The organism is Nocardiopsis sp. NPDC058789 (assembly GCF_042745575.1).
In the GTDB taxonomy this organism is placed as follows: Bacteria; Actinomycetota; Actinomycetes; order Streptosporangiales; family Streptosporangiaceae; genus Nocardiopsis; species Nocardiopsis eucommiae.
The window spans coordinates 110,016-132,246 of the sequence record NZ_JBHYOW010000014.1; the positions used below are offsets into that span (position 1 = coordinate 110,016).

Sequence of the window (22,231 nt, forward strand, 5' to 3'; positions counted from 1 at the left end):
CCATGACCCTCTCTGACGAACACTTCCTCGCGACCACCGCCGAACGGCTCGCCGCTCTCCCCGGGGTCGAGGCGGTCAGCCTCGGCGGATCGCGCGCCCAGGGGACGCACCGGCCGGACAGCGACTGGGACCTCGCCGTCTACTACCGGGGTTCCCGGGAGGAGTTCGCTCCCCGTGACCTACGCGACGTCGGATGGGAGGGGGAGGTCTCGGAGATCGGCGGCTGGAGCGACGGCGTGTTCAACGGGGGCGCCTGGCTGAGGATCGACGGCCGCCGGGTGGACGTCCACTACCGCGACCTCGACGTGGTGGAGCGGGAAACCGTCGAGGCCGAGCACGGCCGGTTCCGCGTGGAACCGCTCCTGTTCCACCTGGTGGGCATCCCCACCTACCTGGTGGTGGCCGAGCTCGCCGTGGGCCGGACCCTGGTCGGGGACCTGCCCCGCCCCGCCTACCCGGACGCGCTCCGGCGGAGCGCCCCGCCGCGCTGGCGCGGATTCGCCTCGGCCACCCTCGCCTACGCGGAGCGCCACCACGCCCCGCACGGGAGAGTGGCCCAGTGCGCGGGGATGATCTCCCAGGCCGCCTCGTACACGGCCCACGCGGTGCTGGCCGCGCGCGGTGAGTGGGTGACCAACGACAAGGCCCTGCTGTCCAGAGCCGGACTGGAGGAGGTGGACTTCGTGGTCGCGGGGATGACCGCGGACCCGCAGGACCTGCTCGCGGCGGTCGCCGAGACCGGCCGCGTCGTCGCCGGGGCCCGCTGACCGGACCCGGACGTGCCGGAGGGAGGAGCATCGGGACACCCCGCCCACCGGCGGGCGGAACCTACGTCGACCAGGTCATGTTGATCACACCGCTGATGGTGTCGTACCCGGCGCGGGTGAAGGCCCGGGCCATGGGCACGTTCCCGACGTCCGTGGCGGCACGGACGTACGCGACGCCCTCCCGTACCAGGACCCGGGTGCCCTCGGCGAGCAGGTCGTCGATGTAGCCGTTGCCCCGGTGCTCGGGCAGCACCGCGATGTAGCTGATGATCGGGTGGTAGGCGTTGCGTGCCGGGATCACGAAGCCCACCGGAGTGCCGTCGGGGAGTGTGGCCACCCGCCACCAGGAACGCGGTGTCGAGTAGTTCGCGAACTCGTCGGCGAAGTTGGCCGCGGCCACCTCCTCGGCGGAGAGTTCCCGCAGGTCCATCCGGTCGTGGGTGTCCAGGGTGCCCTCCAGGGCCCGGACCATGAGACCGAGGATGTCCTTGGTGTCCTCGATGCCCCGGTAGACCAGGCGACCGCTGTCCTCGGGAAGCGGGTTCCCGGCCCGCCATTCGTAGCGCAGGCGCTCCACGAGCGGGACCGCGCCCGACTTCTCGATCACGGCCAGGCGTTCACCGACCCGGCGCCGGGAGCGCTCGTCGTCACGCCAGTCGGCGACCTCGAAGCGCAGGAACTCGGGCGGGGGAACGGTGCCCTGGGCGACCGGGACGCCGTCGGGGAACAGGGCCGCGTTGGCGGTGCTCAGGAGCTCGGTGGCCACGGCCACGCGGTCGACGTCCTCGGCGGTGTCGTCCACGTCGAGCAGGTCCAGCAGGAAGGGGGCGTCGTCCTGGTTTCGGCACCACCAGGAAAGGCGGGCCAGGAGACGGTCGCCGTCGAGGGCCACCCACATCCAGGAGGGGCGTCGACGGCCCTCGGCGAGGTCGTCAGCGAGCTCGTGGTTGAGCACGTAGGGGATCCGGTTGAAGAGGTCGAGCTCCTCGGGACCGGTGATGGGGCGGAGGGTCAGGGTGTTCGGAAGAACGGTCAAGGCTGCACCTTCGGTGTGTGCGCCCGCCGTCGCCGGGGTCAACGGTGGTCGTCGACCCGGGAGGACACGGACGCGGTGATCACGGGGAACATCGGATGTGCCTCCTTTCGCGTCGTCGCCGCGTCGGGGGTCGTCGCGGCCCTTAGGGCGTGTTTTGTGGATCATTCCGCGCTCGCGTTGCCAGGCTGCCTCTCGCCGCGCCGATGAAGCTCGGACAGCCAAACCCGGGCTGGCCTTCGCTCATCGTCTTGCGAGAGATGGCCTGGCGGCCGCTCGCATCGATGGCGGCTCCGCCGCCACCGGCGAAAGCATCCACAAAAACACGCCCTAGTAGTTGTACCGGCGCCCTCGCGGCGCCGCAACCCCTTTGTGGGGCCGGATCGCGGGTTGTCCACAGGGGCACGAAACCGGTTGGACCGGTGCCGCCGTAGTAAGTGACCATGGGGAACATGAGCCGAGACTTCGACGCCCTCATCGACGAGGCCGCCGCCGAACCGACCGAGGGCTGGGACTTCTCGTGGTTCGAGGGCCGGGCCACCGAGCAGCGCCCCTCCTGGGGGTACCAGCGCCTCATGGGCGAGCGGATGGCCCGCGCCACCGCGGCCCTCGACCTCCAGACCGGCGGTGGCGAGGTCCTCGCCGGGATCCCCTCCCACCCGCCGCTCACCGTGGCGACCGAGGGGTGGCCGCCCAACGTCGTCGCCGCCACCCGGTTGCTGCACCCCAGAGGCGTGGCCGTGGTCGCGGATCCCGACCGGCCTCCGTTGCCCTTCGCGGACTCGGCCTTCGACCTGGTCGTGTCCCGCCACCCCGTCACCGTCTGGTGGGACGAGATCGCGCGTGTCCTCACCCCCGGCGGCACCTACCTCGGGCAGCACGTGGGGCCGTCGAGCGTGTTCGAACTGGTCGAGTACTTCCTCGGCCCACAGCCCCGGGAGACACGCGAGGCCCGGCACCCGGACCACGACCGCGCCGGGGCCGAGGCCGCCGGGCTGGAGATCGTCGACCTGCGGTCGGAACGGCTCCGGATGGAGTTCCGCGACGTCGGCGCCGTCGTGTACTTCCTGCGCAAGGTCGTGTGGATGGTCCCTGGCTTCACCGTGGACGCCCACCGCGACCGGCTCCGGGAACTGCACGAACAAATCGAGGAACGGGGGCCGTTCGTGGCCCACGCGTCCCGCCACCTGGTCGAGGCCCGCAGACCGGAGCCGTCGCGGGGGTGATGCGGCTCAGCCCGCCTTGACGTGCTGGACGACCTCGAAGCCCCAGATCTCACTGTTGGTCGCGGCCGGCCCGCCGTGACCGCCGTGGGCGTGGCCGTCCTTCTTCGCGTCGGCCGCGGCCCGGGCGTGGCCCTTCCGGAAGTCCTGCCCGTTCACCCAGTTCTGGAAGTCCTCCTCGGACCGCCAGCGGGTGTACACGAGGTACTTGTCGGTGCCCTCGACCGGCCGCAGCAGCTGGAACTCCTCGAACCCCTCCTGGTTCTCCACGAGTCCGGCCCGCTTGGCGAACCTCTCCTCCAACGTGGAACCCTCACCCTCGGGGACGGTCAGGACGTTGAACTTCACGACACTGGTCACGCGTGTACCTCCGGACGGTCCGATCCCTGTCAGGGCCAACCTAAGGGACCCGACGTGCCGACTCGCGGCGGGCTCCCCGGAGGGCCGTTCACCCCAGGCCGTGCTTGCGGGCCACCACGCGCAGCATCGCGGCGCGGGGCAGGAGGCGCCGGAGCGCGAACACCAGCGGGGCGTTGCTGCCCACCGCGTACAGCGGGCGCGGCCGCTTCGCCTCGATCGCGGCCAGCACCGTCCGGGCCACCCGTTCGGCGGAGATCCCCCTGGCCTCGTTGGCGTTGAGCGTGTTCACCATGGTCCGGTACTCGTCACGGAAGGGGGAGTCCTCGCCCACGTACTGCGTGCGCCGCTCGCTGATCCCCGTGTTGATGGATCCCGGCTCCACGGTGGTCACACCGACCCCGAACGGCGAGACCTCACGCCGGGCGGCGTCCGCGAACCCCTTCACCGCCGCCTTGGTCGCCACGTACGAGGACCGGTAGGCCAGCGGGAAACTGGCCAGCATCGACCCCACCATCACCACCCGTCCGTAGCCGCGGTCCCGCATCCCCGGCAGGACCAGCTGGGTGAGGCGGACCGCACCGAACACATTGAGCCGGAACACCCGCTCGACGGCGTCCATGGGCAGTTCCTCGATCGGCCCGTTCTGGCTCTCGCCCGCGTTGTTGACCAGAACGTCCACCTCACCGGCGGCACGTGCGCAGGCCTCGACGGACGCGTAGTCGGTCAGGTCCAGGGCCAGGTACTCGACCCCGGGCACCGGGGCGGAGACCCGCTCCGGGTCGCGGCTGGTACCGAACACGCGGTAGCCGCGTTCGACGAGGGCGGCGGCCACGGCGGCCCCGATCCCGGAGGAGGCGCCGGTGACCAGCGCGGTACGACGAGGGGAGGAGGACACGGGGTGGCCCTTCGGGTCGGGGAGGGTGGGCGCGCACCACAGTAGTCGTCCCCCTCCCGGCGTCGCCGCCCGACGGCCGGGTTCAGTCCCGGTCGCAGCCCTCCAGCACCAGGGAGAGGCCGGCGCCGAGCAGCCACAGGTCCTTGGACAGGGGGACGCCGTCCGCCGTGGGCGCGAGACTGCCCGGCTCGTGCATGCCGGGGGTGCGCAGGTACATGCCGAGCAGCCCGGCCGCGAAGGCGCTCAGCCCGGCACCCGCGAGCCGGTTCGGCACGAGCGGTACCAACAGCGCGGTGCCCAGGGCGATCTCCCCGGCGCACAGGAGTCGGGTGAAGGTGACCGGGTCGATCTTGTCCAGGAACGGGTACGTGCCGACCGCCATCCCGTGCAGGCCCATGGCGGTGTCCTCGTCGGCGCCGCGCTTGTTCAGCCCGGAGTTGAGGATGGAGGCGCCGGTGGCGAGGCGCAGGACCAGTTGGTGCGGGCGCAGAGGCAGTTTCACGGGTACTCCGGAACGAATCGACATCGACCTTGGGTAACGGGAATATTACGCGGGGTGGTCGTCGGATCGCGGTCCCGGAGCGCGGGTGTCGGCATCCTTTCCGTGCTCGCTGAGAGGTTCCTGGGCCGGACCGTCCGGCCGAGTGACCCCCGCTCGGCTCGTGGCCGTCACCCCTCACGGCGGGCCCGAGGTGGGTCGCGCGGGGGAGCCCACACGCCGTTCGTCACCGGGCGGAGGCCTCCCTCTCGCACGGACGGGGAGGGCGCCACGCGGGCCGGGGTGCATGGCCGCCCGCCAGCAGCACCGGGGCCGGGAGTTCCGGGTGGGCAGGCCCGCCCGGTCCCGGAGGGCACGTGGGACCCCGGGGCCCCGGTCGTCCGGGACCGCGCGTCGTTCGGGGTCAGCCCTGCCCGAAGCGGTCCCGGGCCTCGTCCACGGCGGCGCCCATCGGGTCCTCGGCGATGCCGCCCAGGGTCTCCGCCTGTTCCTGGAACCCCTGGACGCCCTCGGTCACCTGGTCGGTGACACCCTCGGTCACACCGCCCATCGCGTCCTCCGCGAACTGGCCGTAGTCCTGCCCCACCAGATCCTGGCCGGTCTCCTGGAAGGTGCCCACAACTTCCTCGGCCCCCCCGCCCACCTGGTCCAGTCCCTGGGTCACCCCGTCCGTGACCTGTTCCGCAGTATCTCCGAACAGACCCTTGAACCAGTCGATCACGTCACTGAACATCGCTCTTCGTTTCTTCCGTGGGCCGAGGCCCGGTTGGGAGTCGTCTGCACCCTTCTACCCGCCCGGAGTAAGTACCCCGTAAGGGTTTCCAGCGCGGCGAGGGGCCAGGGAGGCCACCGTGAACCCCGCGATCTGGCGGCGGGTCACGGAAGATCGGGGCAGCCTCCTCGACCTGCGGAAACTCCGGACGGAAGGCATCAATGCGATCACTCTCCGTGGTTTTCGCTCCCACGGTCCATCGGCGCTCGACATCATGTGAGAGCAGCACCACACCAGGACGAGGACCAGCGGAGGCCGCGTGGGCAGGCAAGGTTTGATGATCGCGGTGACCACCGTGGTGACCGTGAGTATGGGAATGGCCACGGCGACATCGGCCCAGGCGGACGACGGACCGGCCGAACCCCTCGCCTACGTGGCGCTCGGGGACTCGGCGGCCGCCGGGCCCCTCATCCCGAACCAGGACCCGAACATCGCCTGCCTGCGCTCGGACCGCAACTACCCCCGTGTCGCCGCCGACGCGCTCGGCGCCGACCTCACCGACGTCACCTGCTCGGGGGCCAGGGTCTCCGACTTCTCCGGTCGGCAGTTCGGGCTCCTGGCTCCGCAGTACGACGCCCTGAGCGAGGAGACCGACCTGGTCTCCCTGACCATCGGCGGCAACGACGTCGAACTGGTCGGCGCCGCGCTGAGCTGCGTCAACCTCCTGCGCGAGCCGCTCGGCCTCTCCTGCGAGGAGCGCTTCACCCAGGGCGGCACCACGGACCGCATCGCCGGGGACATCGACGCCTGGGAACCCGTGCTCGACCAGGCCCTCACGGAGATCCGTGACCGCGCTCCCCACGCCGAGATCGTGGTCGCGGGCTACGGAACCTACGTGCGTGAGGGCGGCTGCTGGCCGACCCAGCCCGTGTGGGGGCGCGACGCCGACTACATCCAGGGCTCGGTGGACCGCCTCAACGAGACCCTGGAACGCCGGACCCTCGCGCACGGCGGCACCTACGTCGACCTCGCCGCCGTCAGCGAGGGGCACGACGTCTGCGCACGGCCCGGCGAGCGTTACCTGGAGGGCCTGCTCCCCACCAGCGTCGCGGCGCCCCTGCACCCCAACGCCCGAGGGATGGCCGCCTTCGGAGCCGCCCTCGCCGAGGCCGTCGGCGTCCCACGGCCCGACGAGGCCCTCTGACCCACGGGCCGGGTGGCCGGGCCCGGCCACCCGGCCGCCCGGGGCGGGACGCGGGTAAAACCCGTGGCATCGGCGGGCCGGTCCGTGCATGATGTCGGGGCCGACGCCACGCCTGGAGGGACCACCCATGATCGTCCGGATCGATCCGCACGACGCCCACGCCTTCGACTCCTGGTACGCGGCCTACCGGGAGGCCTGGACGGCGGGGCGAGCGACCGGGGCCGCCATCCCGCGCGAGGTCCTGCGCGGATCAGTGACCGCCGAGCGGGACGACACCGCCTTCCGGCTCCACGCCGCCCGCGAGGGTGACCGCGTGGTCGGCACCCTGATGCTGGAGCTCTCCCTCAAGGAGAACACCGAGCACGCCGACGTGTCGGTCACCGTCGTCCCGGACCGGCGCGGACGCGGTCTGGGCGCCCGGCTCCTGGCGGTGGCCGAACGGGAGATGGCGGAGCTGGGACGCACGGTCGCGGCCACCGAGGTCCCCGTGCCGGCAGGGGAGTCCAGGCAGACCTGGCCGGGCGCCCGCTTCGCGCTCGCGCACGGGTTCACCGTCGGACTGGAGGAGGACTCCCTCCTCCTGGACCTGCCCGTGGATCCGGCGCTCATCGCCCGGCTGCGCCCGGACACCGGCGCCTACCGGATGCGCGCGTGGACCGGCGCCTGCCCCGACGACCTGGTCGAGGCCTACGCCGACCTGTGCACGGTCATGCAGCGGGACATGCCCGCGGGGGACCTGACATACGTACCCGAGGTCTGGGATGTCGAGCGCGTCCGCGCGTTGGAGGACCTGCGGACGGCGGCGGGCACGGTCTCCCTGGTCACCGTCGCGCAGGCCCCCTCGGGCGAGCTGGCGGGTTTCACCGTCCTCTCCCTGATGGAGGGGGAGGACGTCGTGGGCCAGGAGGACACCCTGGTGGCGGGCGCGCACCGGGGCCACCGCCTGGGCCTGGCCCTCAAACTCCACAACCTGGAGCGCCTGGTCCGCGACCACCCCGACCGTCGAGCGGTACGGACCTGGAACGCCGTGGGCAACGGGTACATGCGCGACATCAACAGGGCCCTGGGCTTCAGGGTCGAGGAGCGCTACCTCGAACTCGAACGCGCGGACGCCTAGCGGATCCCCTGGTCCGGGACTCGTGGACGCCGTCGCACCCCTGAGCCGGGGGCGGGCAGGGGCCGTACTCCAGCACCGCGTCGGCGGCCAGCCCGACGACGTGGTCGCGTACCTCCAGCCTGGACTGCCAGTGCCCGGGGAAGGCGTGCACTCCGTACCGGGCGCCGACCAGGCTCCCGCACAACGCCCCGAGGGTGTCGCTGTCCCCCGAGTGGTTGACGGCCAGCCGCAGCGCGGACCGGCCGATCCCGGACACGTTCGGGTGCGCCCCGTCCCGGGCGAGGTCGTCGGCGCGCAGGGCAACGCACACCGCCACCGCGAGGGCCTCCTCCGAGGTCCAGCCGTCACCGAGTTCGGCCAGGTCCCGGGCGGTGGGCACACCCGTGTCCGCCCGCGCCGTGGCGCCTTCCAGGGCCCGAGAGACCTCGTCGTGGCCGGTCCGATCCTCCAGCAGCGCGCGAGCCGCCGTGAGGGAGTCGGCGACCCCTCCGCCCCGGACCAGCCCCCACACGGTCGCGGCGAACACCCCGGCGGCCAGGTGGGCGGTCCGGTGCCCGTGGGTCAGGGCCGCCACCCGGGTCGCCAGTTCGAAGGCCCCCGCGGCCTCGCGGGCGCCGAACCCGCAGGGGGCCACCCGCACCACGGCGGCGCATCCCTTGGAGTTGTTGACCGGTGCGGCACCACCGGCGCGGTTCCGCGCCTGGCGGAGCGCCGCCACCGTGGCGGCGCCGTAGCCGCGCGGAGCGTTCAGGGGATCGACGGCCTCCACCGGAGGGGGCGGGGCGTCGTCCCGGTGGATGCGCTCCCATTCCAGGTAGGAGGCGTGCACGGTGCTCACGACGGCTCCGCCCGCGCCGCCGTTCCGCGCCCGCACGGAGGCCCGGACGAGGGCGTCGCAGGTGCGCAGGGTCAGCTGGGTCTCGTCCGTGATCGCGCCGATCCCGTAGGAGCCCTCCACGTAGTCGGTGAGCCCCAGGGGACCGTGGCGCTCGTGGATCTGGTCGAGCCCGAGCCCCTCGACGGGGGCGCCGAGCGCGTCACCGACCGCGCCGCCGATCAGGCAGCCGGTCAGACGGTCGGGATGGGGGTAGGGGGTGTGCATTGCTGGATGCTAGGCGCCATCGGTCCCGCGTACAAGCCCGACGGGACGGGGCTTCTCGGGGCGTGGCGGTCAGTGACCCCTGGGCGGGGACGGCGCTGGGCGGTGTGCGATCCTTCAAGGGTTGACCATCGCCCTTCGGGCTGGTCAGGGCCTGTGCGGTTGGTCACGAGGGCTGGGATTCCCGGTTATCTCTGATTTAAGATCGGGTTAATAGGAAATACGGGACGTTCCGCCCGCCTCCTGACCATCAGTCCGCAGTACGCAAAGGACCCTCATGCGCCGCGCCACTCTCGCCGTCCCCGCCGCCCTGGCCCTGTTCGCGGTGACCGCCTGCGGTGCTCCCTCCGAGAACGCCTCGGCCCCCTCCGACGAGGCCGACACCCTCGTCGTCGGAGCCACCGCGGTCCCGGCCGGTGACATCCTCGCCTTCGTCCAGGAGGAACTGGCCGCCGACGCCGGTCTCCACCTGGAGATCCAGGAGTTCTCCGACTACATCGCACCCAACACGGCCCTCGCGGAGGGGCAGCTGGACGTCAACCTCTACCAGCACGAGCCGTTCCTGCTGGAGTTCAACGAGGGCAACGGCACCGACCTGGTCGCCGTCGAGCAGATCTACCTGCCGCCGCTCGGCCTCTACTCCAACCGCGTCGACACCCTCGACGACCTGGAGGAGGGCGCCGAGGTCGCGCTCCCCAACGACCCCACCAACGAGTTCCGCGCGCTCCTCCTGCTGGAGGAGGGCGGCCTGATCACCCTCGCGGACGGGATCGACGAGGCCACCTTCAGCCTGAACGACATCGAGGACAACCCCCTCGACCTGGACTTCCGGGAGGTGGAGGCGGCGCAGCTGCCCCGCTCCCTGGACGACGTCGACGCGGCCATCGTCAACAACAACTACGCGCAGGAGGCAGGGCTGGACTTCGAGGAGGACTCGATCCTCCTGGAGGAGGTCGAGGGCAACGCCTACGTGAACGTCCTCGCGGCCCGCTCCGACAACGCCGACGACCCCCGCGTCGCCACCCTCGTCGAACTGCTGACCTCCCCGGAGACGGTCCGGTTCATCGAGGAGGAGTACCAGGGCAGCGTCATCCCCGCCACCAACGGCTGATCCCTGGCTGAGGGGCCCCTCCCCCCGTAAGGGAGGGGCCCCGGCGCTCAGCGCCTCACCAGCCGTCGAAGGTGGCGCCCTCGTCGGTGGAGCGGGCCACGTGGAGGTCGGCCACCACGATGACCTGGTCCTCGTCGGCGTGCAGTGCCTCCGGGGAGCCCGACAGCTCCCCGGTGCGCTCCCAGTTCTCACCGGCGTCGTCGCTGCGGTACACGCCGCCGTCCACCGCCACTCCGAACACCGTCGCACTCCCGGGGACCCAGTCCACGAGGGCCAGCGGGGGAGCGTCCGGTATCGCCGCGAACCCGGCTCCGCCGTCGGTGGACCGGACCGGCCCCTGCCGCGTGGTGGCCACGACGGTACGTCCGTCGTCCGAGACGGCCAGGGCGGCCGCCTGCACGTCCGGGTCCAGGTCCGTCCACGCGACCCCGTCCTCGGTGGCCCGCAGCGCCCCGTCGAAGCCGACCACCAGGTCACCGGCGGAGGCCAGCGCGTGGAAGTCGGACTCACCGGACAGGGAGAGCGCCTCCCAGCTGCCACCGCCGTCCCGGGTCTCGATCAATCCGACCGGGTCCGGCATGTCGGTGTCTCCCTCAGGATGACCGCTGGCCAGGTAGTGGCCGGGTCCCTGGACGGCGAACCCCATGAGGTCGATCGCCGGGCCGACGTGGGTCGGGACGGTCGCCTCCCGGGTGGGGCGGTCCGGCGCGGGCAGCGTGTACAGGCCCGCGTGCGTGGCCACCAGGACCTTGCCGGACTCCGGGTCCACCCCGGCGCCGTGCACGTGCTGGGCCTCCGCGGGCAGGGGGACCCCCACGGCGGCGCCGGTGCCGTCCCCGGCTCCCGCCTGGGCGCTGTCCCCGGCACCGTCGGAGCACGCGGAGGTGAGGGCGATCAGCCCCAGGGCGACCATCGCGGTGAGGGCCCGTGTGCGTGTCGTGTCGTTCATGTCGCTCCCTCTCGGTTCGACCTCGGTCCACGTCGGGGCGCACCGCCCCGTGGACCTCAGTGCCCCGAGTGGTCCTCCTCCTCGGTGGCCTCGGCGCCGTCCTCGTCACCGGAGTCCTCGACGCCCAGCATCTCGTTCATCTGCCGGATCTCGCCCTCCTGGGCGTCGATGATCTCCTGGGCCAGCTCGCGGGCCTCGGGGTTGATCCCACTGTCGAGCTCGGTACGGGCCATGTCCACGGCGCCCTCGTGGTGCAGCACCATGAACTCCAGGAAGAGGGTGTCGAACCGCTCGCCCTCGGCGCCCTCCAGCTCGGTCATCTGCTCCTCGGTGAGCATGCCGTCCATGTCGGAGTGGTCCATCTCGGACTCGCGGTCGGCGCCCCAGGAGTCGAGCAGCGTCTCCATCTGCTCGATCTCGGGCCCCTGGGCGTCGCGGATCTCCACCGCGAGCTCCCTGACCTCGTCGCCCGCACGGGTGTCGGCCAGGTCGGCCATGGTGACGGCCTGCTCGTGGTGGGGGATCATCATCTGCGCGAACATCACGTCCGCGTCGTTGGACTCCGCCACCTGCTCCTCGCTCTCCGAGGTGGTGTCGGCGGCGTCGTCGCCCCCGTCGCCGCAGGCGGTGGCGAACAGTGCGGTGGCGAGTGCGGCGGCGGCCGCACCGAGGGCTCGCTTCTTCAGGGCACGCTGGTACGGGGTCATGTCGACCCTTCCTCTCGATGGTCTCCTCGCCGCGCGGGAACCGGGTCCGGCGCGGCCGTCGGTGGCGCGTGGGCGCGGAGCCGACACGGGCCGGGTCCGCGCGGGCATCTAGACGCGCAGCACCTGGAGACGGGCGAGAGAGGGTTGGTCGGGGGTGGGGAAGGGCGGCAGGGGTGCCCGCCGGAACGGGGCCACGGGGTCGGCCGGCGCCCCCGGCCAACGCGTGAAGGCCACCGCGGCGACTCCCAGCAGCGCGACCACGAAGGATCCGAGGGTGAGGCAGACCGAGGTCGGGTCCAGTTCGGGCAGCGCCGACGCGCTCTCGGAGGACGGGGTGGCGACGCTCGCGGCGACGCGTTCGAGCGTGCCGCCGTGGTCGTCCGTGGCGGTGTACAGGGACTCCGCGTGCGGGGCCTGTGTGGGCTGGGCCAGCTGGGCGGAGCCGGTCGAGGCGTGCGCCTCGTGCTGGAGGTGGCCCAGGGTGTGCATGGCCGAGAACCCGAAGAGCAGCGCGGCGATCAGCAGGACCCGCGTCCAGGCGAGACCCGCGCGGCTGCTCGGTTCCGACGGCGACATGTGCGCCAGCATACCCCTACCCCGGTGGGGTAGGTGGTCGGGTCCAGTGAACGGTTCGGGGAGGTCTCGCCGTGCACGCCGAGGGGCCCGGCACGCACCCGTGCCGGGCCCCTCGGCGGCGCCTCTAGGGCAGGTACGCCGGTTTGCTGGCGCGGCTCTCGTGGTGCAGCCGGTGCACGGCGGTCACGTGGTACGTGGTGTCGGCGGACCCGGGAACCGTGTAGGTCGCGGTGCCGTCGTCGCCCGCGCGCACGGTGCCGAGCAGGTTGCGCGGGTCCTCGATGCCGCAGGGCGCCTGCCCCCTGACGGGCGGCCCGTCGAAGGCGTACACCGCGTAGTACGCGGGTGCCTCACCCGGTCCGGGTGCGATCTCCAGGGTCCCCCCGCCGTCGGCGGTCACCTTGGGCGGGGCCGGGACGGTGCCGCCCAGGTCCTCCTTGACCGGGACCAGCGCCGGGCTGGAGTAGTGGTCCTCGACCAGGATGCCCATGGCCTCCCGCGCGTTGGTGCGCAGCGAGGTCGCGCTGAAGTAGACGTCCCCCTGGACCCCGGGGTGGTCGCGGTTGAAGTCCAGGTGCGAGGAGAGTTCGTTCGGGTCCTGCCAGGCGCCCGCGTTGCCGACCTTGTAGGCGGCCTGCCCGATGTACAGGTGGGTGCCGGTGCCCTCGGCGACCTCCTCCCACCAGGGGACGAGGACGGAGTAGTCCGCGACCGGCAGCCCGATCTCCCAGTAGACCTGCGGGTTGATGTAGTCGAGCCAGCCCTCCAGCACCCACTTGCGGCTGTCCGCGAACTGGTTGTCGTAGGACTGCGAGCCGTTGGTGTCCGAGCCGTTCGGGTCGGTGCCGGAGTTGCGCCAGATACCGAACGGGCTGATGCCGAACTTCACGTACGGCTTGACCGAGTTCACCGCCTCGCTCATGCCCTGGACCATGAGGTCGACGTTGTTGCGCCGCCAGTCAGCGATGTCGTCGAACCCGGCCCCGTGCTCGGCGTAGGTGGCCTCGTCCGGGATCTCCTCGCCGGAGACGGGGTACGGGTAGAAGTAGTCGTCGAAGTGCACGCCGTCGAGGTCGTAGTTCTCGACCGAGTGCATCATCGCCTCGATCACGAACTCCCGCGCCTCGGGGACGCCCGGGTCGTAGTAGAGCTGACCGCCGTAGTCGAACACCCAGTCGGGGTTCTGGCGGGCCGGGTGGTCCTCGACCAGGGCGTTCCGGTCGTCGTGCATGGCCACCCGGTACGGGTTGTACCACGCGTGGAACTCCAGGTTGCGGGCGTGCGCCTCCTCGACCGCGAACTCCAGCGGGTCGTACCCGGGATCGCCGCCCTGCTCACCGGTCAGCCACTCGGACCAGGGTTCGTACGGTGACGGCCAGAACGCGTCGGCGGTGGGCCTGATCTGCACGAACACGGCGTTGAGCCCGTTGTCGACGGCCTCGTCGTACAGGTCGGTCAGGTCGGCCTGCTGCTGTTCCGGGGTCTGGCCCTGCTCGGTGGGCCAGTCGATGTTGTGGACCCCGGCGATCCACTCGGCCCGCATCTGGTGCTTGGGCGGGGCCTCGGGGTCGGTCTCACAGGGCTGTCGGTGCACCGGTTCCGGTGCGGCGGCCGCCTGCGGGGCGTGGAACAGCGCCGCGGTCAGCACCGTGGCGAGGGCTCCCGCGAGGAAGGCGGTCCGGGGGCGTGGTGCGGCGGTGCGGGGGAACGGAGCCGAGGTCTCGCGGTGTCGGGAGGGTCGGTTCCGGTTCGGGTACGCCAAGGTTGCTCCTTCAGGCCTGCGCCGCATGCTCGGGGCCGCGGGGCGCCCCCGTCGGGCGCTCCTGCGGGTGTCCGTGTGCGACGGTCAGCTCGGGCTTAGGAGAAAACCTTCATGATTTGCCCGCCGAATGCAACACTCCTACGCGAGGTTGCGACAGATGGGTGAAATGAGAGCTTTTTCGTGGAAATCCCGACTTGGAGGGTTTTCGGCCCCGTCGGCCCCTGCGGCTAGGGAGTGTCCAGCGGTGAGGTGAGGAGGAGCCCCGCACCGGTGGCGGTACCCCCGCCGACGCCGTTCAACGCCAGGTCCTGGAGCGCCTCGCTGTCCCGGACCACGGCCTCCCCGGTGAAGTGGTGGCGCGCGGGTCGGCCACCGAGGCGCTTCCACTGCGCGGACGTCACCTGGAGGGCCTCACCCAGCTTGAGGTCCAGCCACGCCTCGAACTCCTCCTCCGGCAGCGCGACCTTCTTCGTGCGCGGCTTTCCGCCCTCCTCGGCGGGGGCCACCTCGCGCTGCTCCGTCGGAGCGGTGACCAGTTCCCAACGGACAGTCTCCCCCTCCACGTGCCGGGTCATCGGCTGGATCGAGGCCGAGACCGCGCCGGGGACCTTGCCCCAGGCGGGTGCGGTGTCGGAGCTGACCACCAGCATGGTGGGGGACTGACGCACCCAGAGAACGCGCGCGTCGGTGTCGGGCGAGGGGTCCAGTGCCCTGCGCACGGCCTTGCCCATCACCGCCCACTGGTCCATTCCGGCGCTGCGCTGGGGGTTGAGACTGATGCGGGACAGGTACAAGGAGATCCGATCCGGGTCGTGCCGTGGCGGCGGTGTGCGGGCGCGGGACCGCGCCGAGGATCTCAGCCTACGAGGGGCGGGCGCCTGGTCAGCCCAGGGACGGACCGGGCACCCACCCCCGGGGTCACGTCCAGGTCATGTGGAGGGCGTGCTCGAAGTCCGTGTACCCGGCCCGCCGGAACGCGTCGGCCATCGGCGCGTTGCCCACGTCGGTCGCGGCCCTGATCCGGGGAACGCCCTGGTCGGCCAGGACACGGGTGCCCTCGGCCAGGAGGTCGTCGACGTAACCGTGGCCCCGGTGCTCCGGCAGGACCGCCAGGTAGCCGATCACCGGGTTGTAGTGGTTGCGGCCGGGCGTGACGAACCCGACCGGCGCGCCGTCCGACAGGGTCGCGATCCGCCACCAGTCCGGGGGACTGACGTACCGTCCCAACTCCCGCGCGAAGTGGTGCTCGGCCTCCTCACGCGGTGTGCGGCGGGACAGGTTCCCCCGGCTGTGCGCGTCCAGGGTGCCCTCCAGGACCCGGGCCATCAGACCCAGCAGCTCCTGGGTGTCCCGGGGACGGCGGAAGGACAGGCCTGCGCTCGGCGGTGCGATCGGGGTTCCGGGGAGCCACTCCAGGCGCAGGCGCTCCACGAAGAGGCGGGAGCCGAGCCGTTCCAGGGCGGCCAACCGCTCCCGGACCGGGCGGGCGGTCTCCGGACGTGCGGCCCAGGCGGCGGGCACGTAGCGGACGTGGTCCGGCGGGACCGCCCCCGGCGGCAGCACCCGGGGGAGGGCGGCGCGCAACAGCCGTTCCAGGGTGTCCACACGGTCGTCGGAGGCCTCGTCCACGTCGAGGACGTCCAACAGGAAGGGGACGTCGTTTTCCGAGGACGCCCACCAGGCGGCCCGGGCGACGAGGCGGTCGCCGCGCAGCGCGACCCACATCCACTCCGGGCGGCGCCGACCGGAGTGGATGTCGTCGGCGAGCTCGTGGTTGAGGGTGTAGGGGAGTCGGTTGAAGAGGTCCAGCTCCGCGCGCCCCGTGATCGGGCGCAGGGTGAGGCCGTGGTGTTCGGTGGTCAAAGCACACTCCGGTGGGAGGGCGCCCGAGGGGTCAGCGGTGCTCCGCCGGTCGGTGGGACTCGGGCGCGGTGGGGGTGACGGGAACATGCATCGCGTTATCCCTCCCTTTCCGTGAACGTGTTCCGGCACGGTGCCGGGCCCCCTTCCTATCGGACCCGGCGCCGTACCGCACGTGAGATTCGACCGGTCGCCCTAGGAGAGGGCCTCCCCGATGCGCGGGGCCAGGTGCTCCAGCGCGTAGGGGACGGACAGCACCGAGTTGTAGGTGACCGCGCCGCGCTCGTGCAGGGAGGTGGTGACGACGGCGTCCTCGCGCACCACGTCCAGGGACTCGAACACGCTGGCCCCCTCGGTGATGTCGAAGTCCTCGTCGTCGCTCATCACCAGCAGGAGGTCGCCGTCGAGCAGGTCCACCCGCTCGGTGGACAGTTCCACGAAGAAGTCGTCCCCGGTGTCCCGCTCGCTGATCGACTCGGGGATGGTGAAGCCCAGCGACATGAGGAACCGGCCGCGGGCGTCGCCGGGCAGGTAGGCGCCGTACCTGCCGTCGTAGGGCAGGACGGCGGTCCCGTCGAGGCCCTCGAACTCGGGGTGGTCGGCGCGCGCCTGCTCGAAGAGCTCGTCGGTGGCCGCGTTGAGGGCGGCGCCCTCCTCGGGGCGTCCGAGCGCGGTGGCGATGATCTCCGTGGCCTCGTCGCGGGGCACGGTGTACGCGGCGACACCCTCGGGGCGGGCGATCACGGGCGCGATCTGGGAGAGGGTCTCGTAGGTGCTCGCGTCGAACCCGGCGGAGACACCGATGATGAGGTCGGGTTCGAGGCTGGCGACCTGCTCGAAGTTGGGCTCGGAGTCGGAGTCGATCCGGGTCAGTTCCGCGTCGCCGACCAGCTCGTCGGTCCACGGGCCGAGACCGGACTCGTAGAACGTGTAGCCGGTGTTGCCGACCGGCACGAGGTCCAGGGCCAGGACGGCGTCGGCGTCGGTGACACCGAGGGTGACCACGCGGGTGGGCTCCTCCTCGACGGTGGTGCTGCCGAACTCGTGCTCGATGGTCACCGGGAAGGCGCCCTCCCCGCTCCGGGACGCGGCGTCGTTCCCGGGAGAGTCGTCGGAGGTCCCGCACGCGGTGAGGGGCAGGAGGAGGACCAGGGCGCACGCGAGCGTGCGTGGGATGGGACCGGGGGACATGAGACTCCGTTCGGCTTAGGTGAGGCTCGCCTACCTTATCCCTGCTGGTCACCCTCGTGCCGGTTCGGGGTGGTTGACAGGGCGACTCCGGTGCCTCACCCTCGCTCCTATGGGAACCCCCTTGCCGAGTCGCCCGACCGCCCGCCGGTCCGCGCGGGCCCGTCGCGGAACGCCGGGTCTGATCCTGCGCCGTGGCCGTCTGGGTTCCCCTCCGCACTGCTGACCCTCCGGGCCCCTCGGGGCCCGTGACGCCGGTGCGTCGATCCCTCCTTCCGTGGGTAGGTGCCGAACAGCCGTGATCACCCACAGTGACCTTGCGCGATCCGCTTTGCCGTTATTTCCGACCAGAAAGGCAGGAATCATGACTCCGACCGCCGCTCCCGAGGCCGTCCGGACCCTCCGGGAGAGCTCCGCCGTGGACACCGCCCTGGTCGAGGGGCCGCGCACGCTGCGCCGCCTTCCCGAGGGCGCCGTCTCCCGTCCCTACGAACGCTTCGAGGTCCGCCCCCTGGGGGCGCTCATCGGCGCGGAGATCCACGGGATCGACCTCCGCGACGAGATCGACGAGGAGCTGCGCGCCGAGCTCAACCGCGCGCTCCTGGAGTTCAAGGTGATCTTCTTCCGCGACCAGCCCATCGACTCCGTCCGCCAGCAGGAGATCGCCCGCCTGTGGGGCGACCTGGAGACGAACCCGTTCATCGAGCGGGGCGACGACGCGCACGTCGCCCGGTTCGCCAAGGGCGAGGCCCCGCCCAGCTACGAGAACGTCTGGCACACCGACGTCACCTGGCGCGAGGCGCCCGCCCTCGGCGCCATCCTGCGCCTGGTGGAGGTCCCGCCGGTGGGCGGCGACACCATGTGGGCGGACATGGCCGCCGCCTACGACAACCTGCCCGACGACGTGAAGAAGCGCATCGAGGGGCGCACCGCCGTGCACGACGTGATCCCCGGGTTCGTCCGGTTCCTGGATGAGGAGCGCCTGCTGGAGTGGCAGGACCGCTTCCCGCCGGTCGAGCACCCCGTGGTGCGGGTCCACCCCGAGACCGGCCGCCGCACCCTGTTCGTGAACGTCTCCTTCACCACCCGCATCGTCGGGATGGAGAAGGGGGAGAGCGACGCCCTGCTGCGCTACCTCTTCCAGCAGGCGCACACCCCCGAGTACCAGGTGCGCTTCCGGTGGGAGCGGAACTCGGTCGCGTTCTGGGACAACCGCGCCACCCAGCACTACGCGGTGAACGACTACCACCCGCACCCGCGCGTGGCCGAGCGCGTCGCGATCGTCGGCGACCGCCCCTTCTGATCCAGCACTGCCGCCTGACCCCGCGCGGGCCCCGGTCCTTCCGGGGCCCGCGCCGGAGTGACGGTTGACCTCGACCCTGGTTGAGGTCCTAGCGTGGAACCGTCGGCATCCTCCACGGAAGGGCCCACCATGCGGCGCACGGCGATCAATCCCTGGACCTACCCGGAGGGCATGGACCAGGGGATCCTCGTCGAGGGACACCAGCGGCTGCTCTTCGTCAGCGGGCAGTGCTCCGTCTCCGCCACGGGGGAGTCACTGCACCCGGGGGACATGGCCGCCCAGACGGCGGCGGCCCTCGACAACGTCGAGACGGTGCTGCGCGCGGCGGGCATGGGCCCGGCCGACATCGTGCGGATGAACACCTACGTCACCGACGTCGACACCTTCTTCGCCGAGGCCGGGGAGATGATGGCCGAGCGCCTGGGCGCCTACGACATCCGTCCTCCCGGGGTCTGCGCCGAGGTCACCCGCCTGGGCCGTCCCGAACTCCTCGTGGAGCTGGAGGCCTTCGCCGCGAACTGACCGGCAGGCTCGCGGGTGTGAAGAGGAACCGCGCGGCCGGGCGATCGCCGAGTTCGTCTCCGACGCCCCCGTGGCGGCGGCACCGAGTAGCCGTCGGGACGGCCGCCCCCAGCGGCGGCCCCGACGCCCGCGAACTCAGGCCGCGGGGCTCGGTCCGTCCTCACGGGCGACCGGAGCGGCCGACTCCCCGGGGGCGTCGGGCGCGTCGGCGTCCGCCGAGGGCGCGTCGTCCGGGTGCCGGCGCGACAGCAGGTAGCCGAGTCCCAGCACGATGCCCGTGCCGATCGCCGTGTACCAGGTGAACCCGATCAGCCCCGGCTGGAAGAGGAACAGCCAGGACATGGTCGCAACCGCCGCGCCGAAGGCCAGGATCGCGTCGGTCTGCCGTGCCCGGCGCACCCACAGCCCCAGGAAGAACGCGCCGAGCAGGCCGCCGTAGGTCAGGCTCGCCACGGACAGCCCCAGTTCGACCACCGGGTTGTCGGTGCCGGTGAAGAACGCCGCCACCACGACGAACACCAGCCCCCAACCGAGCGTGAACAGTCGGCTCAGCCGCAGGGCCCGGGCATCGGGCAGGCTCCGGCGGGAGAACTGCTGGTAGAGGTCGGCCATGGTCGAGGAGGAGAGCGCCGACAGCGACGAGGACAGGGTGCTCATCGCGGCCGCCATGATCCCGGCCAGCAGCAGCCCCGCCACCCCCGGGGGCAGGCCCTCGACGATGAACACGGGGAAGAGCTCGTCGGAGGTGCCGAGTCCGAGCTGGGCCACCGTGGCCGCCTCGAAGTACGAGTACAGGGCCAGGCCCACGGTCAGGAACAGCGCGAACTGGAGGAACACCACCACGCCGCTGACGATCACCGCCTTCTGGGCGTCCCGCAGGCTCCGACATCCCAGCAGGCGCTGCACGACGATCTGGTCGGCCCCGTGCGAGGCCGTGGACAGCAGGGCGCCGCCCACCAGGGCCGTGACCGTGGCGTAGGGAGCGGAGACCGGGTTCGAGGTGAGGTCCAGGAACTGGGTCTTCCCGGCGTCGGCCGCCACCGCCAGGAAGTTCACGTCCAGGCTGGAGGCGATCACGACCAACGAGACCACGCCGCCCACCACGTACACGCCCATCTGGAGCACGTCCACCCAGACCACGGCCCTGATCCCGCCCACCAGGGTGTAGAGGATCGTGACCACGCCGAGGACCGCCACGATCACGAAGTACGAGGCGTCCAGCCCGAGGGAGTCCAGGATGATCTTCATGGGGATGGCCGCCGCGAACAGCCGGACCCCGTCGGCGAGCAGACGGGTGAACAGGAACGTGACCGCGGCGGTGCTCTGCATGCCCCGCCCGAACCGGAGCCCCAGGTAGGCGTAGGCGGTGGTCATCTCGCCCCGGTAGTAGCGGGGGAGCAGCAGGAACGCCACGACCACGCGCCCGATCAGGTAGCCCACCGCCACCTGGAGGAACGTGACGTTGCCGAGGTAGGCCACCCCGGGGACGCTGATCACGGTCAGGGCGCTCGTCTCGGTCGCCACCACCGACAGGCACACCGCCCACCAGGGCAGCTGTCGGCTGCCGATGAAGTAGTCCCGGACGTCGCGCTGGCGCCCGGACAGGCGCAGCCCCAGCCAGGCCGAGGCCAGCAGGTACACCGCGATGACGACGAGGTCGATGGTCTGCACTGCGTCCTCCTGGGGGTTCCTGGGGGCTTCGGGCGCGCGGGGCTCAGCCGCCCGGTGCCTCCACGTGGAGGCGACGCGGGGCGGCGACGGCGGGCTCGGGCAGGCGCGCCGGTCGGGCGCCCGGGGTGATCCGCCCGGCCACCGGGGCCCGGCGGGCACCCGTGCAGTCCGGGACCGACCCGGCCAGCCCGTGCCAGCTCAGGAACCCGATCAGCGCGAACAGGTACGCCTCCTTGGCGTCTCCGTCGAGGCCGACCCGTTCCGTGGTGTCCAGCCGCGCGGGGGACAGGCGCGCGGCCAGCCGTTCCATGAGTACCGGGTTGCGGGTGCCGCCGCCGGAGGCGAGCACCTCCGTGACCCCGAAGGGTTCCAGGGCTTCCGCGACGGTGACGGCGGTGAGCTCCACGAGCGTCGCGAGCAGGTCGCCGTCGGTGAGCTGGGCCCCGTCCGAGGGACGCCCGACGTACCCGAGCGCCTCCTCCAGGTAGTCGGGCCCGAACAGTTCCACCCCGGTCGTCCTGGGCGCGGGCAACCGGTAGTAGGGCTCGGCCAGCAGGTGTTCCAGCAGGCCGGGGTCGGGGCGCCCGGTCCGGGCCAGTGCGCCGTCGACGTCGAGGTCGGCCCGCCCGTCCGTGACCAGGCGCACGGCTGAGTCGATCAGCGCGTTGGCGGGCCCGGTGTCGAAGGCGCGGGGCGGCAGCCCGTCGCGCACCACGGTCACGTTGGCGATGCCGCCGAGGTTGAGCGCCGCGGTGGGCTCGTCGCGGCCCCCGAGCAGCAACAGGTCCAGGGTGCTCGCCAGCGGGGCGCCCTGGCCTCCGGCGGCCACGTCGGCCACGCGCAGGTCCGACACCACGGGCAGCCCGGTGGCCTCCGCGATCCATGCGGGCTGGCCGAGTTGGAGGGTGCCGAGCACGGTGGTGCCCTCGGTCCAGTGGAAGAGGGTCTGACCGTGCGAGGCGACCAGGTCGGCCCGGCCGTCCGCGAACTCCTCGATCCCCCTCCGTGCCGCCGCCGCGAACTCCTGGCCGATCCGGGTGTCCAGCTGGCAGACGGTCTCCATCGTGGTGGCGGCGGGCGGCAGGGCGCCACGGATCGCCGCGCGCAGGGAGTCGGAGTAGGGGGTGGTGCCGAACCCCAGGGGGGCCAGCCGGAGCAGGGAACCGTCCTCCTCCAGTTCGAGGCGGGCGGCGGCGACGTCGATCCCGTCCGCCGAGGTCCCGGAGGACACACCGATGACGATCATGCGGCTCCTGAGGCAGGGGTGCAGGGGGCGGGCGGGAGCCCGTCCGAGGAAGGTACCCCGCGCGCCCCGTCCCGTCACCCGGGCGGGGGCCTCCGTCCGGCCCGGACGGGGAGCTCCGTCCGGGCCGGCCCTGGCGGCTCAGCAGCGTCTGCGGGGTGAGCTGCTCCCGAACCCGGCCAGGTGCAGGGCGAGGAAGAGCAGTCCGGTCAGGGCGAGGGTGGTCGTCGTCACGATCCCCTCGATGTTCAGACCGAGGATCTCGAAGAGGACGGCGATGCCGAACAGCACTGCGGCGACGGTGGCGAACACTGTGCCTCCAGGGGGCGTGCGGGCACTGGCTTGGTGGGGGTGTACCCCTGATCCGTCGCGTGAACCGCCGAGAACCCGCCCTGGCCACGGGCGTGGTCAGAGCACCAGTTTGCATGTT

General features: G+C 72.1%; 24 protein-coding genes. 8 read left to right on the forward strand and 16 right to left on the reverse strand.

Features of this window, described 5'->3' with window-relative positions; translation table 11 throughout:
- Window positions 1–2: 2 nt before the first annotated feature.
- Entirely contained in the window at window positions 3–767 is a 765-nt protein-coding gene (locus ACFW3L_RS21005; RefSeq protein ID WP_378743014.1) for a nucleotidyltransferase domain-containing protein, read from the forward strand.
- Window positions 768–828: 61 nt separating this feature from the next.
- Here the strand turns inward: ACFW3L_RS21005 and ACFW3L_RS21010 are convergent, their stop codons facing one another.
- On the reverse strand, window positions 829–1,803 hold the full coding sequence (locus tag ACFW3L_RS21010; RefSeq protein ID WP_378743016.1) for a GNAT family N-acetyltransferase: 975 nt from the start codon (window positions 1,801–1,803) through the stop codon (window positions 829–831).
- 449 nt (window positions 1,804–2,252) lie between these two features.
- Here ACFW3L_RS21010 and ACFW3L_RS21015 point away from each other — a divergent pair, with 449 nt between their 5' ends.
- Complete coding sequence (locus ACFW3L_RS21015) at window positions 2,253–3,026, forward strand: class I SAM-dependent methyltransferase (protein WP_378743018.1); 774 nt, start codon at window positions 2,253–2,255, stop codon at window positions 3,024–3,026.
- 6 nt (window positions 3,027–3,032) lie between these two features.
- Here the strand turns inward: ACFW3L_RS21015 and ACFW3L_RS21020 are convergent, their stop codons facing one another.
- From ACFW3L_RS21020 to ACFW3L_RS21035, 4 genes are all read right to left on the reverse strand, one after another.
- The gene (locus tag ACFW3L_RS21020) at window positions 3,033–3,383 is read right to left on the reverse strand and encodes an antibiotic biosynthesis monooxygenase family protein (RefSeq protein WP_378743020.1); all 351 of its coding nucleotides are present in this window, start codon (window positions 3,381–3,383) and stop codon (window positions 3,033–3,035) included.
- Window positions 3,384–3,471: 88 nt separating this feature from the next.
- The gene (locus ACFW3L_RS21025; protein WP_378743022.1) at window positions 3,472–4,278 is read right to left on the reverse strand and encodes an SDR family oxidoreductase; all 807 of its coding nucleotides are present in this window, start codon (window positions 4,276–4,278) and stop codon (window positions 3,472–3,474) included.
- An 82-nt stretch (window positions 4,279–4,360) separates the two neighbouring features.
- Window positions 4,361–4,780 carry a hypothetical protein gene (locus ACFW3L_RS21030; protein WP_378743023.1) on the reverse strand — a complete coding sequence of 140 codons (420 nt, stop codon included), beginning with the start codon at window positions 4,778–4,780 and terminating at the stop codon, window positions 4,361–4,363.
- Window positions 4,781–5,180: 400 nt separating this feature from the next.
- The gene (locus ACFW3L_RS21035) at window positions 5,181–5,510 is read right to left on the reverse strand and encodes a hypothetical protein (RefSeq protein WP_378743025.1); all 330 of its coding nucleotides are present in this window, start codon (window positions 5,508–5,510) and stop codon (window positions 5,181–5,183) included.
- A 118-nt stretch (window positions 5,511–5,628) separates the two neighbouring features.
- On the opposite strand from ACFW3L_RS21035, the gene ACFW3L_RS21040 reads away from it, so the two are divergent.
- The 3 genes from ACFW3L_RS21040 (at window position 5,629) to ACFW3L_RS21050 (ending at window position 7,810) form a co-directional block, all read left to right on the forward strand.
- Window positions 5,629–5,769, forward strand: coding sequence for a hypothetical protein (locus ACFW3L_RS21040; protein ID WP_378743027.1), 141 nt, complete (start codon window positions 5,629–5,631; stop codon window positions 5,767–5,769).
- 90 nt (window positions 5,770–5,859) lie between these two features.
- The gene (locus ACFW3L_RS21045; RefSeq protein WP_378743087.1) at window positions 5,860–6,693 is read left to right on the forward strand and encodes an SGNH/GDSL hydrolase family protein; all 834 of its coding nucleotides are present in this window, start codon (window positions 5,860–5,862) and stop codon (window positions 6,691–6,693) included.
- Between the two features lie 127 nt (window positions 6,694–6,820).
- Window positions 6,821–7,810: a GNAT family N-acetyltransferase gene (locus tag ACFW3L_RS21050; protein WP_378743029.1), complete on the forward strand. Its 990-nt coding sequence runs from the start codon at window positions 6,821–6,823 to the stop codon at window positions 7,808–7,810.
- Here the strand turns inward: ACFW3L_RS21050 and ACFW3L_RS21055 are convergent.
- Window positions 7,764–8,912 carry an ADP-ribosylglycohydrolase family protein gene (locus tag ACFW3L_RS21055; RefSeq protein WP_378743031.1) on the reverse strand — a complete coding sequence of 383 codons (1,149 nt, stop codon included), beginning with the start codon at window positions 8,910–8,912 and terminating at the stop codon, window positions 7,764–7,766. The two genes, ACFW3L_RS21050 and ACFW3L_RS21055, sit on opposite strands and share 47 nt — an antisense overlap.
- Before the next feature lie 274 nt (window positions 8,913–9,186).
- On the opposite strand from ACFW3L_RS21055, the gene ACFW3L_RS21060 reads away from it, so the two are divergent.
- Window positions 9,187–10,020, forward strand: coding sequence for a MetQ/NlpA family ABC transporter substrate-binding protein (locus ACFW3L_RS21060; RefSeq protein ID WP_378743033.1), 834 nt, complete (start codon window positions 9,187–9,189; stop codon window positions 10,018–10,020).
- A gap of 55 nt (window positions 10,021–10,075) precedes the next feature.
- Here ACFW3L_RS21060 and ACFW3L_RS21065 read toward each other — a convergent pair whose 3' ends face one another.
- From ACFW3L_RS21065 to ACFW3L_RS21095, 7 genes are all read right to left on the reverse strand, one after another.
- Entirely contained in the window at window positions 10,076–10,969 is an 894-nt protein-coding gene (locus tag ACFW3L_RS21065) for a F510_1955 family glycosylhydrolase (protein ID WP_378743035.1), read from the reverse strand.
- A 56-nt stretch (window positions 10,970–11,025) separates the two neighbouring features.
- A complete protein-coding gene (locus ACFW3L_RS21070) occupies window positions 11,026–11,676 on the reverse strand; it encodes a DUF305 domain-containing protein (protein WP_378743037.1) in 651 nt (216 codons plus the stop codon).
- Between the two features lie 108 nt (window positions 11,677–11,784).
- A complete protein-coding gene (locus ACFW3L_RS21075) occupies window positions 11,785–12,252 on the reverse strand; it encodes a hypothetical protein (RefSeq protein ID WP_378743039.1) in 468 nt (155 codons plus the stop codon).
- A gap of 124 nt (window positions 12,253–12,376) precedes the next feature.
- The gene (locus ACFW3L_RS21080; RefSeq protein WP_378743041.1) at window positions 12,377–14,014 is read right to left on the reverse strand and encodes a glycoside hydrolase family 10 protein; all 1,638 of its coding nucleotides are present in this window, start codon (window positions 14,012–14,014) and stop codon (window positions 12,377–12,379) included.
- Between the two features lie 227 nt (window positions 14,015–14,241).
- Entirely contained in the window at window positions 14,242–14,808 is a 567-nt protein-coding gene (locus ACFW3L_RS21085; RefSeq protein ID WP_378743043.1) for a type I-E CRISPR-associated protein Cas6/Cse3/CasE, read from the reverse strand.
- A 124-nt stretch (window positions 14,809–14,932) separates the two neighbouring features.
- Window positions 14,933–15,877, reverse strand: a complete 945-nt coding sequence (locus ACFW3L_RS21090; protein ID WP_378743045.1) for a GNAT family N-acetyltransferase — start codon at window positions 15,875–15,877, stop codon at window positions 14,933–14,935.
- 192 nt (window positions 15,878–16,069) lie between these two features.
- Window positions 16,070–17,065 carry an ABC transporter substrate-binding protein gene (locus tag ACFW3L_RS21095; RefSeq protein WP_378743047.1) on the reverse strand — a complete coding sequence of 332 codons (996 nt, stop codon included), beginning with the start codon at window positions 17,063–17,065 and terminating at the stop codon, window positions 16,070–16,072.
- A 361-nt stretch (window positions 17,066–17,426) separates the two neighbouring features.
- Here ACFW3L_RS21095 and ACFW3L_RS21100 point away from each other — a divergent pair, with 361 nt between their 5' ends.
- Together ACFW3L_RS21100 and ACFW3L_RS21105 are read left to right on the forward strand one after the other, a co-directional pair.
- Window positions 17,427–18,365 (forward strand): TauD/TfdA dioxygenase family protein, encoded by a 939-nt coding sequence (locus ACFW3L_RS21100; protein WP_378743049.1) that lies wholly within the window; start codon window positions 17,427–17,429, stop codon window positions 18,363–18,365.
- Window positions 18,366–18,494: 129 nt separating this feature from the next.
- Window positions 18,495–18,887, forward strand: a complete 393-nt coding sequence (locus tag ACFW3L_RS21105) for a RidA family protein (protein ID WP_378743051.1) — start codon at window positions 18,495–18,497, stop codon at window positions 18,885–18,887.
- Window positions 18,888–19,022: 135 nt separating this feature from the next.
- Here the strand turns inward: ACFW3L_RS21105 and ACFW3L_RS21110 are convergent, their stop codons facing one another.
- The 3 genes from ACFW3L_RS21110 to ACFW3L_RS21120 form a co-directional block, all read right to left on the reverse strand.
- Entirely contained in the window at window positions 19,023–20,558 is a 1,536-nt protein-coding gene (locus ACFW3L_RS21110) for a sodium:solute symporter (protein WP_378743053.1), read from the reverse strand.
- A 43-nt stretch (window positions 20,559–20,601) separates the two neighbouring features.
- Window positions 20,602–21,804 carry an anhydro-N-acetylmuramic acid kinase gene (locus ACFW3L_RS21115; protein ID WP_378743055.1) on the reverse strand — a complete coding sequence of 401 codons (1,203 nt, stop codon included), beginning with the start codon at window positions 21,802–21,804 and terminating at the stop codon, window positions 20,602–20,604.
- Window positions 21,805–21,942: 138 nt separating this feature from the next.
- Window positions 21,943–22,113 carry a hypothetical protein gene (locus tag ACFW3L_RS21120; protein WP_378743057.1) on the reverse strand — a complete coding sequence of 57 codons (171 nt, stop codon included), beginning with the start codon at window positions 22,111–22,113 and terminating at the stop codon, window positions 21,943–21,945.
- Between the last annotated feature and the right edge of the window lie 118 nt (window positions 22,114–22,231).

Bases quoted from the DNA above. Each gene is read 5' to 3' on its own strand.
- ACFW3L_RS21005 (WP_378743014.1), top strand. From the start codon at position 3: ATGACCCTCTCTGACGAACACTTCCTCGCGACCACCGCCGAACGGCTC.
- ACFW3L_RS21015 (WP_378743018.1), top strand. From the start codon at position 2,253: ATGAGCCGAGACTTCGACGCCCTCATCGACGAGGCCGCCGCCGAACCG.
- ACFW3L_RS21035 (WP_378743025.1), bottom strand. From the start codon at position 5,510: ATGTTCAGTGACGTGATCGACTGGTTCAAGGGTCTGTTCGGAGATACT.
- ACFW3L_RS21045 (WP_378743087.1), top strand. From the start codon at position 5,860: ATGGGAATGGCCACGGCGACATCGGCCCAGGCGGACGACGGACCGGCC.
- ACFW3L_RS21050 (WP_378743029.1), top strand. From the start codon at position 6,821: ATGATCGTCCGGATCGATCCGCACGACGCCCACGCCTTCGACTCCTGG.
- ACFW3L_RS21055 (WP_378743031.1), bottom strand. From the start codon at position 8,912: ATGCACACCCCCTACCCCCATCCCGACCGTCTGACCGGCTGCCTGATC.
- ACFW3L_RS21060 (WP_378743033.1), top strand. From the start codon at position 9,187: ATGCGCCGCGCCACTCTCGCCGTCCCCGCCGCCCTGGCCCTGTTCGCG.
- ACFW3L_RS21065 (WP_378743035.1), bottom strand. From the start codon at position 10,969: ATGAACGACACGACACGCACACGGGCCCTCACCGCGATGGTCGCCCTG.
- ACFW3L_RS21070 (WP_378743037.1), bottom strand. From the start codon at position 11,676: ATGACCCCGTACCAGCGTGCCCTGAAGAAGCGAGCCCTCGGTGCGGCC.
- ACFW3L_RS21075 (WP_378743039.1), bottom strand. From the start codon at position 12,252: ATGTCGCCGTCGGAACCGAGCAGCCGCGCGGGTCTCGCCTGGACGCGG.
- ACFW3L_RS21095 (WP_378743047.1), bottom strand. From the start codon at position 17,065: ATGTCCCCCGGTCCCATCCCACGCACGCTCGCGTGCGCCCTGGTCCTC.
- ACFW3L_RS21100 (WP_378743049.1), top strand. From the start codon at position 17,427: ATGACTCCGACCGCCGCTCCCGAGGCCGTCCGGACCCTCCGGGAGAGC.
- ACFW3L_RS21105 (WP_378743051.1), top strand. From the start codon at position 18,495: ATGCGGCGCACGGCGATCAATCCCTGGACCTACCCGGAGGGCATGGAC.
- ACFW3L_RS21115 (WP_378743055.1), bottom strand. From the start codon at position 21,804: ATGATCGTCATCGGTGTGTCCTCCGGGACCTCGGCGGACGGGATCGAC.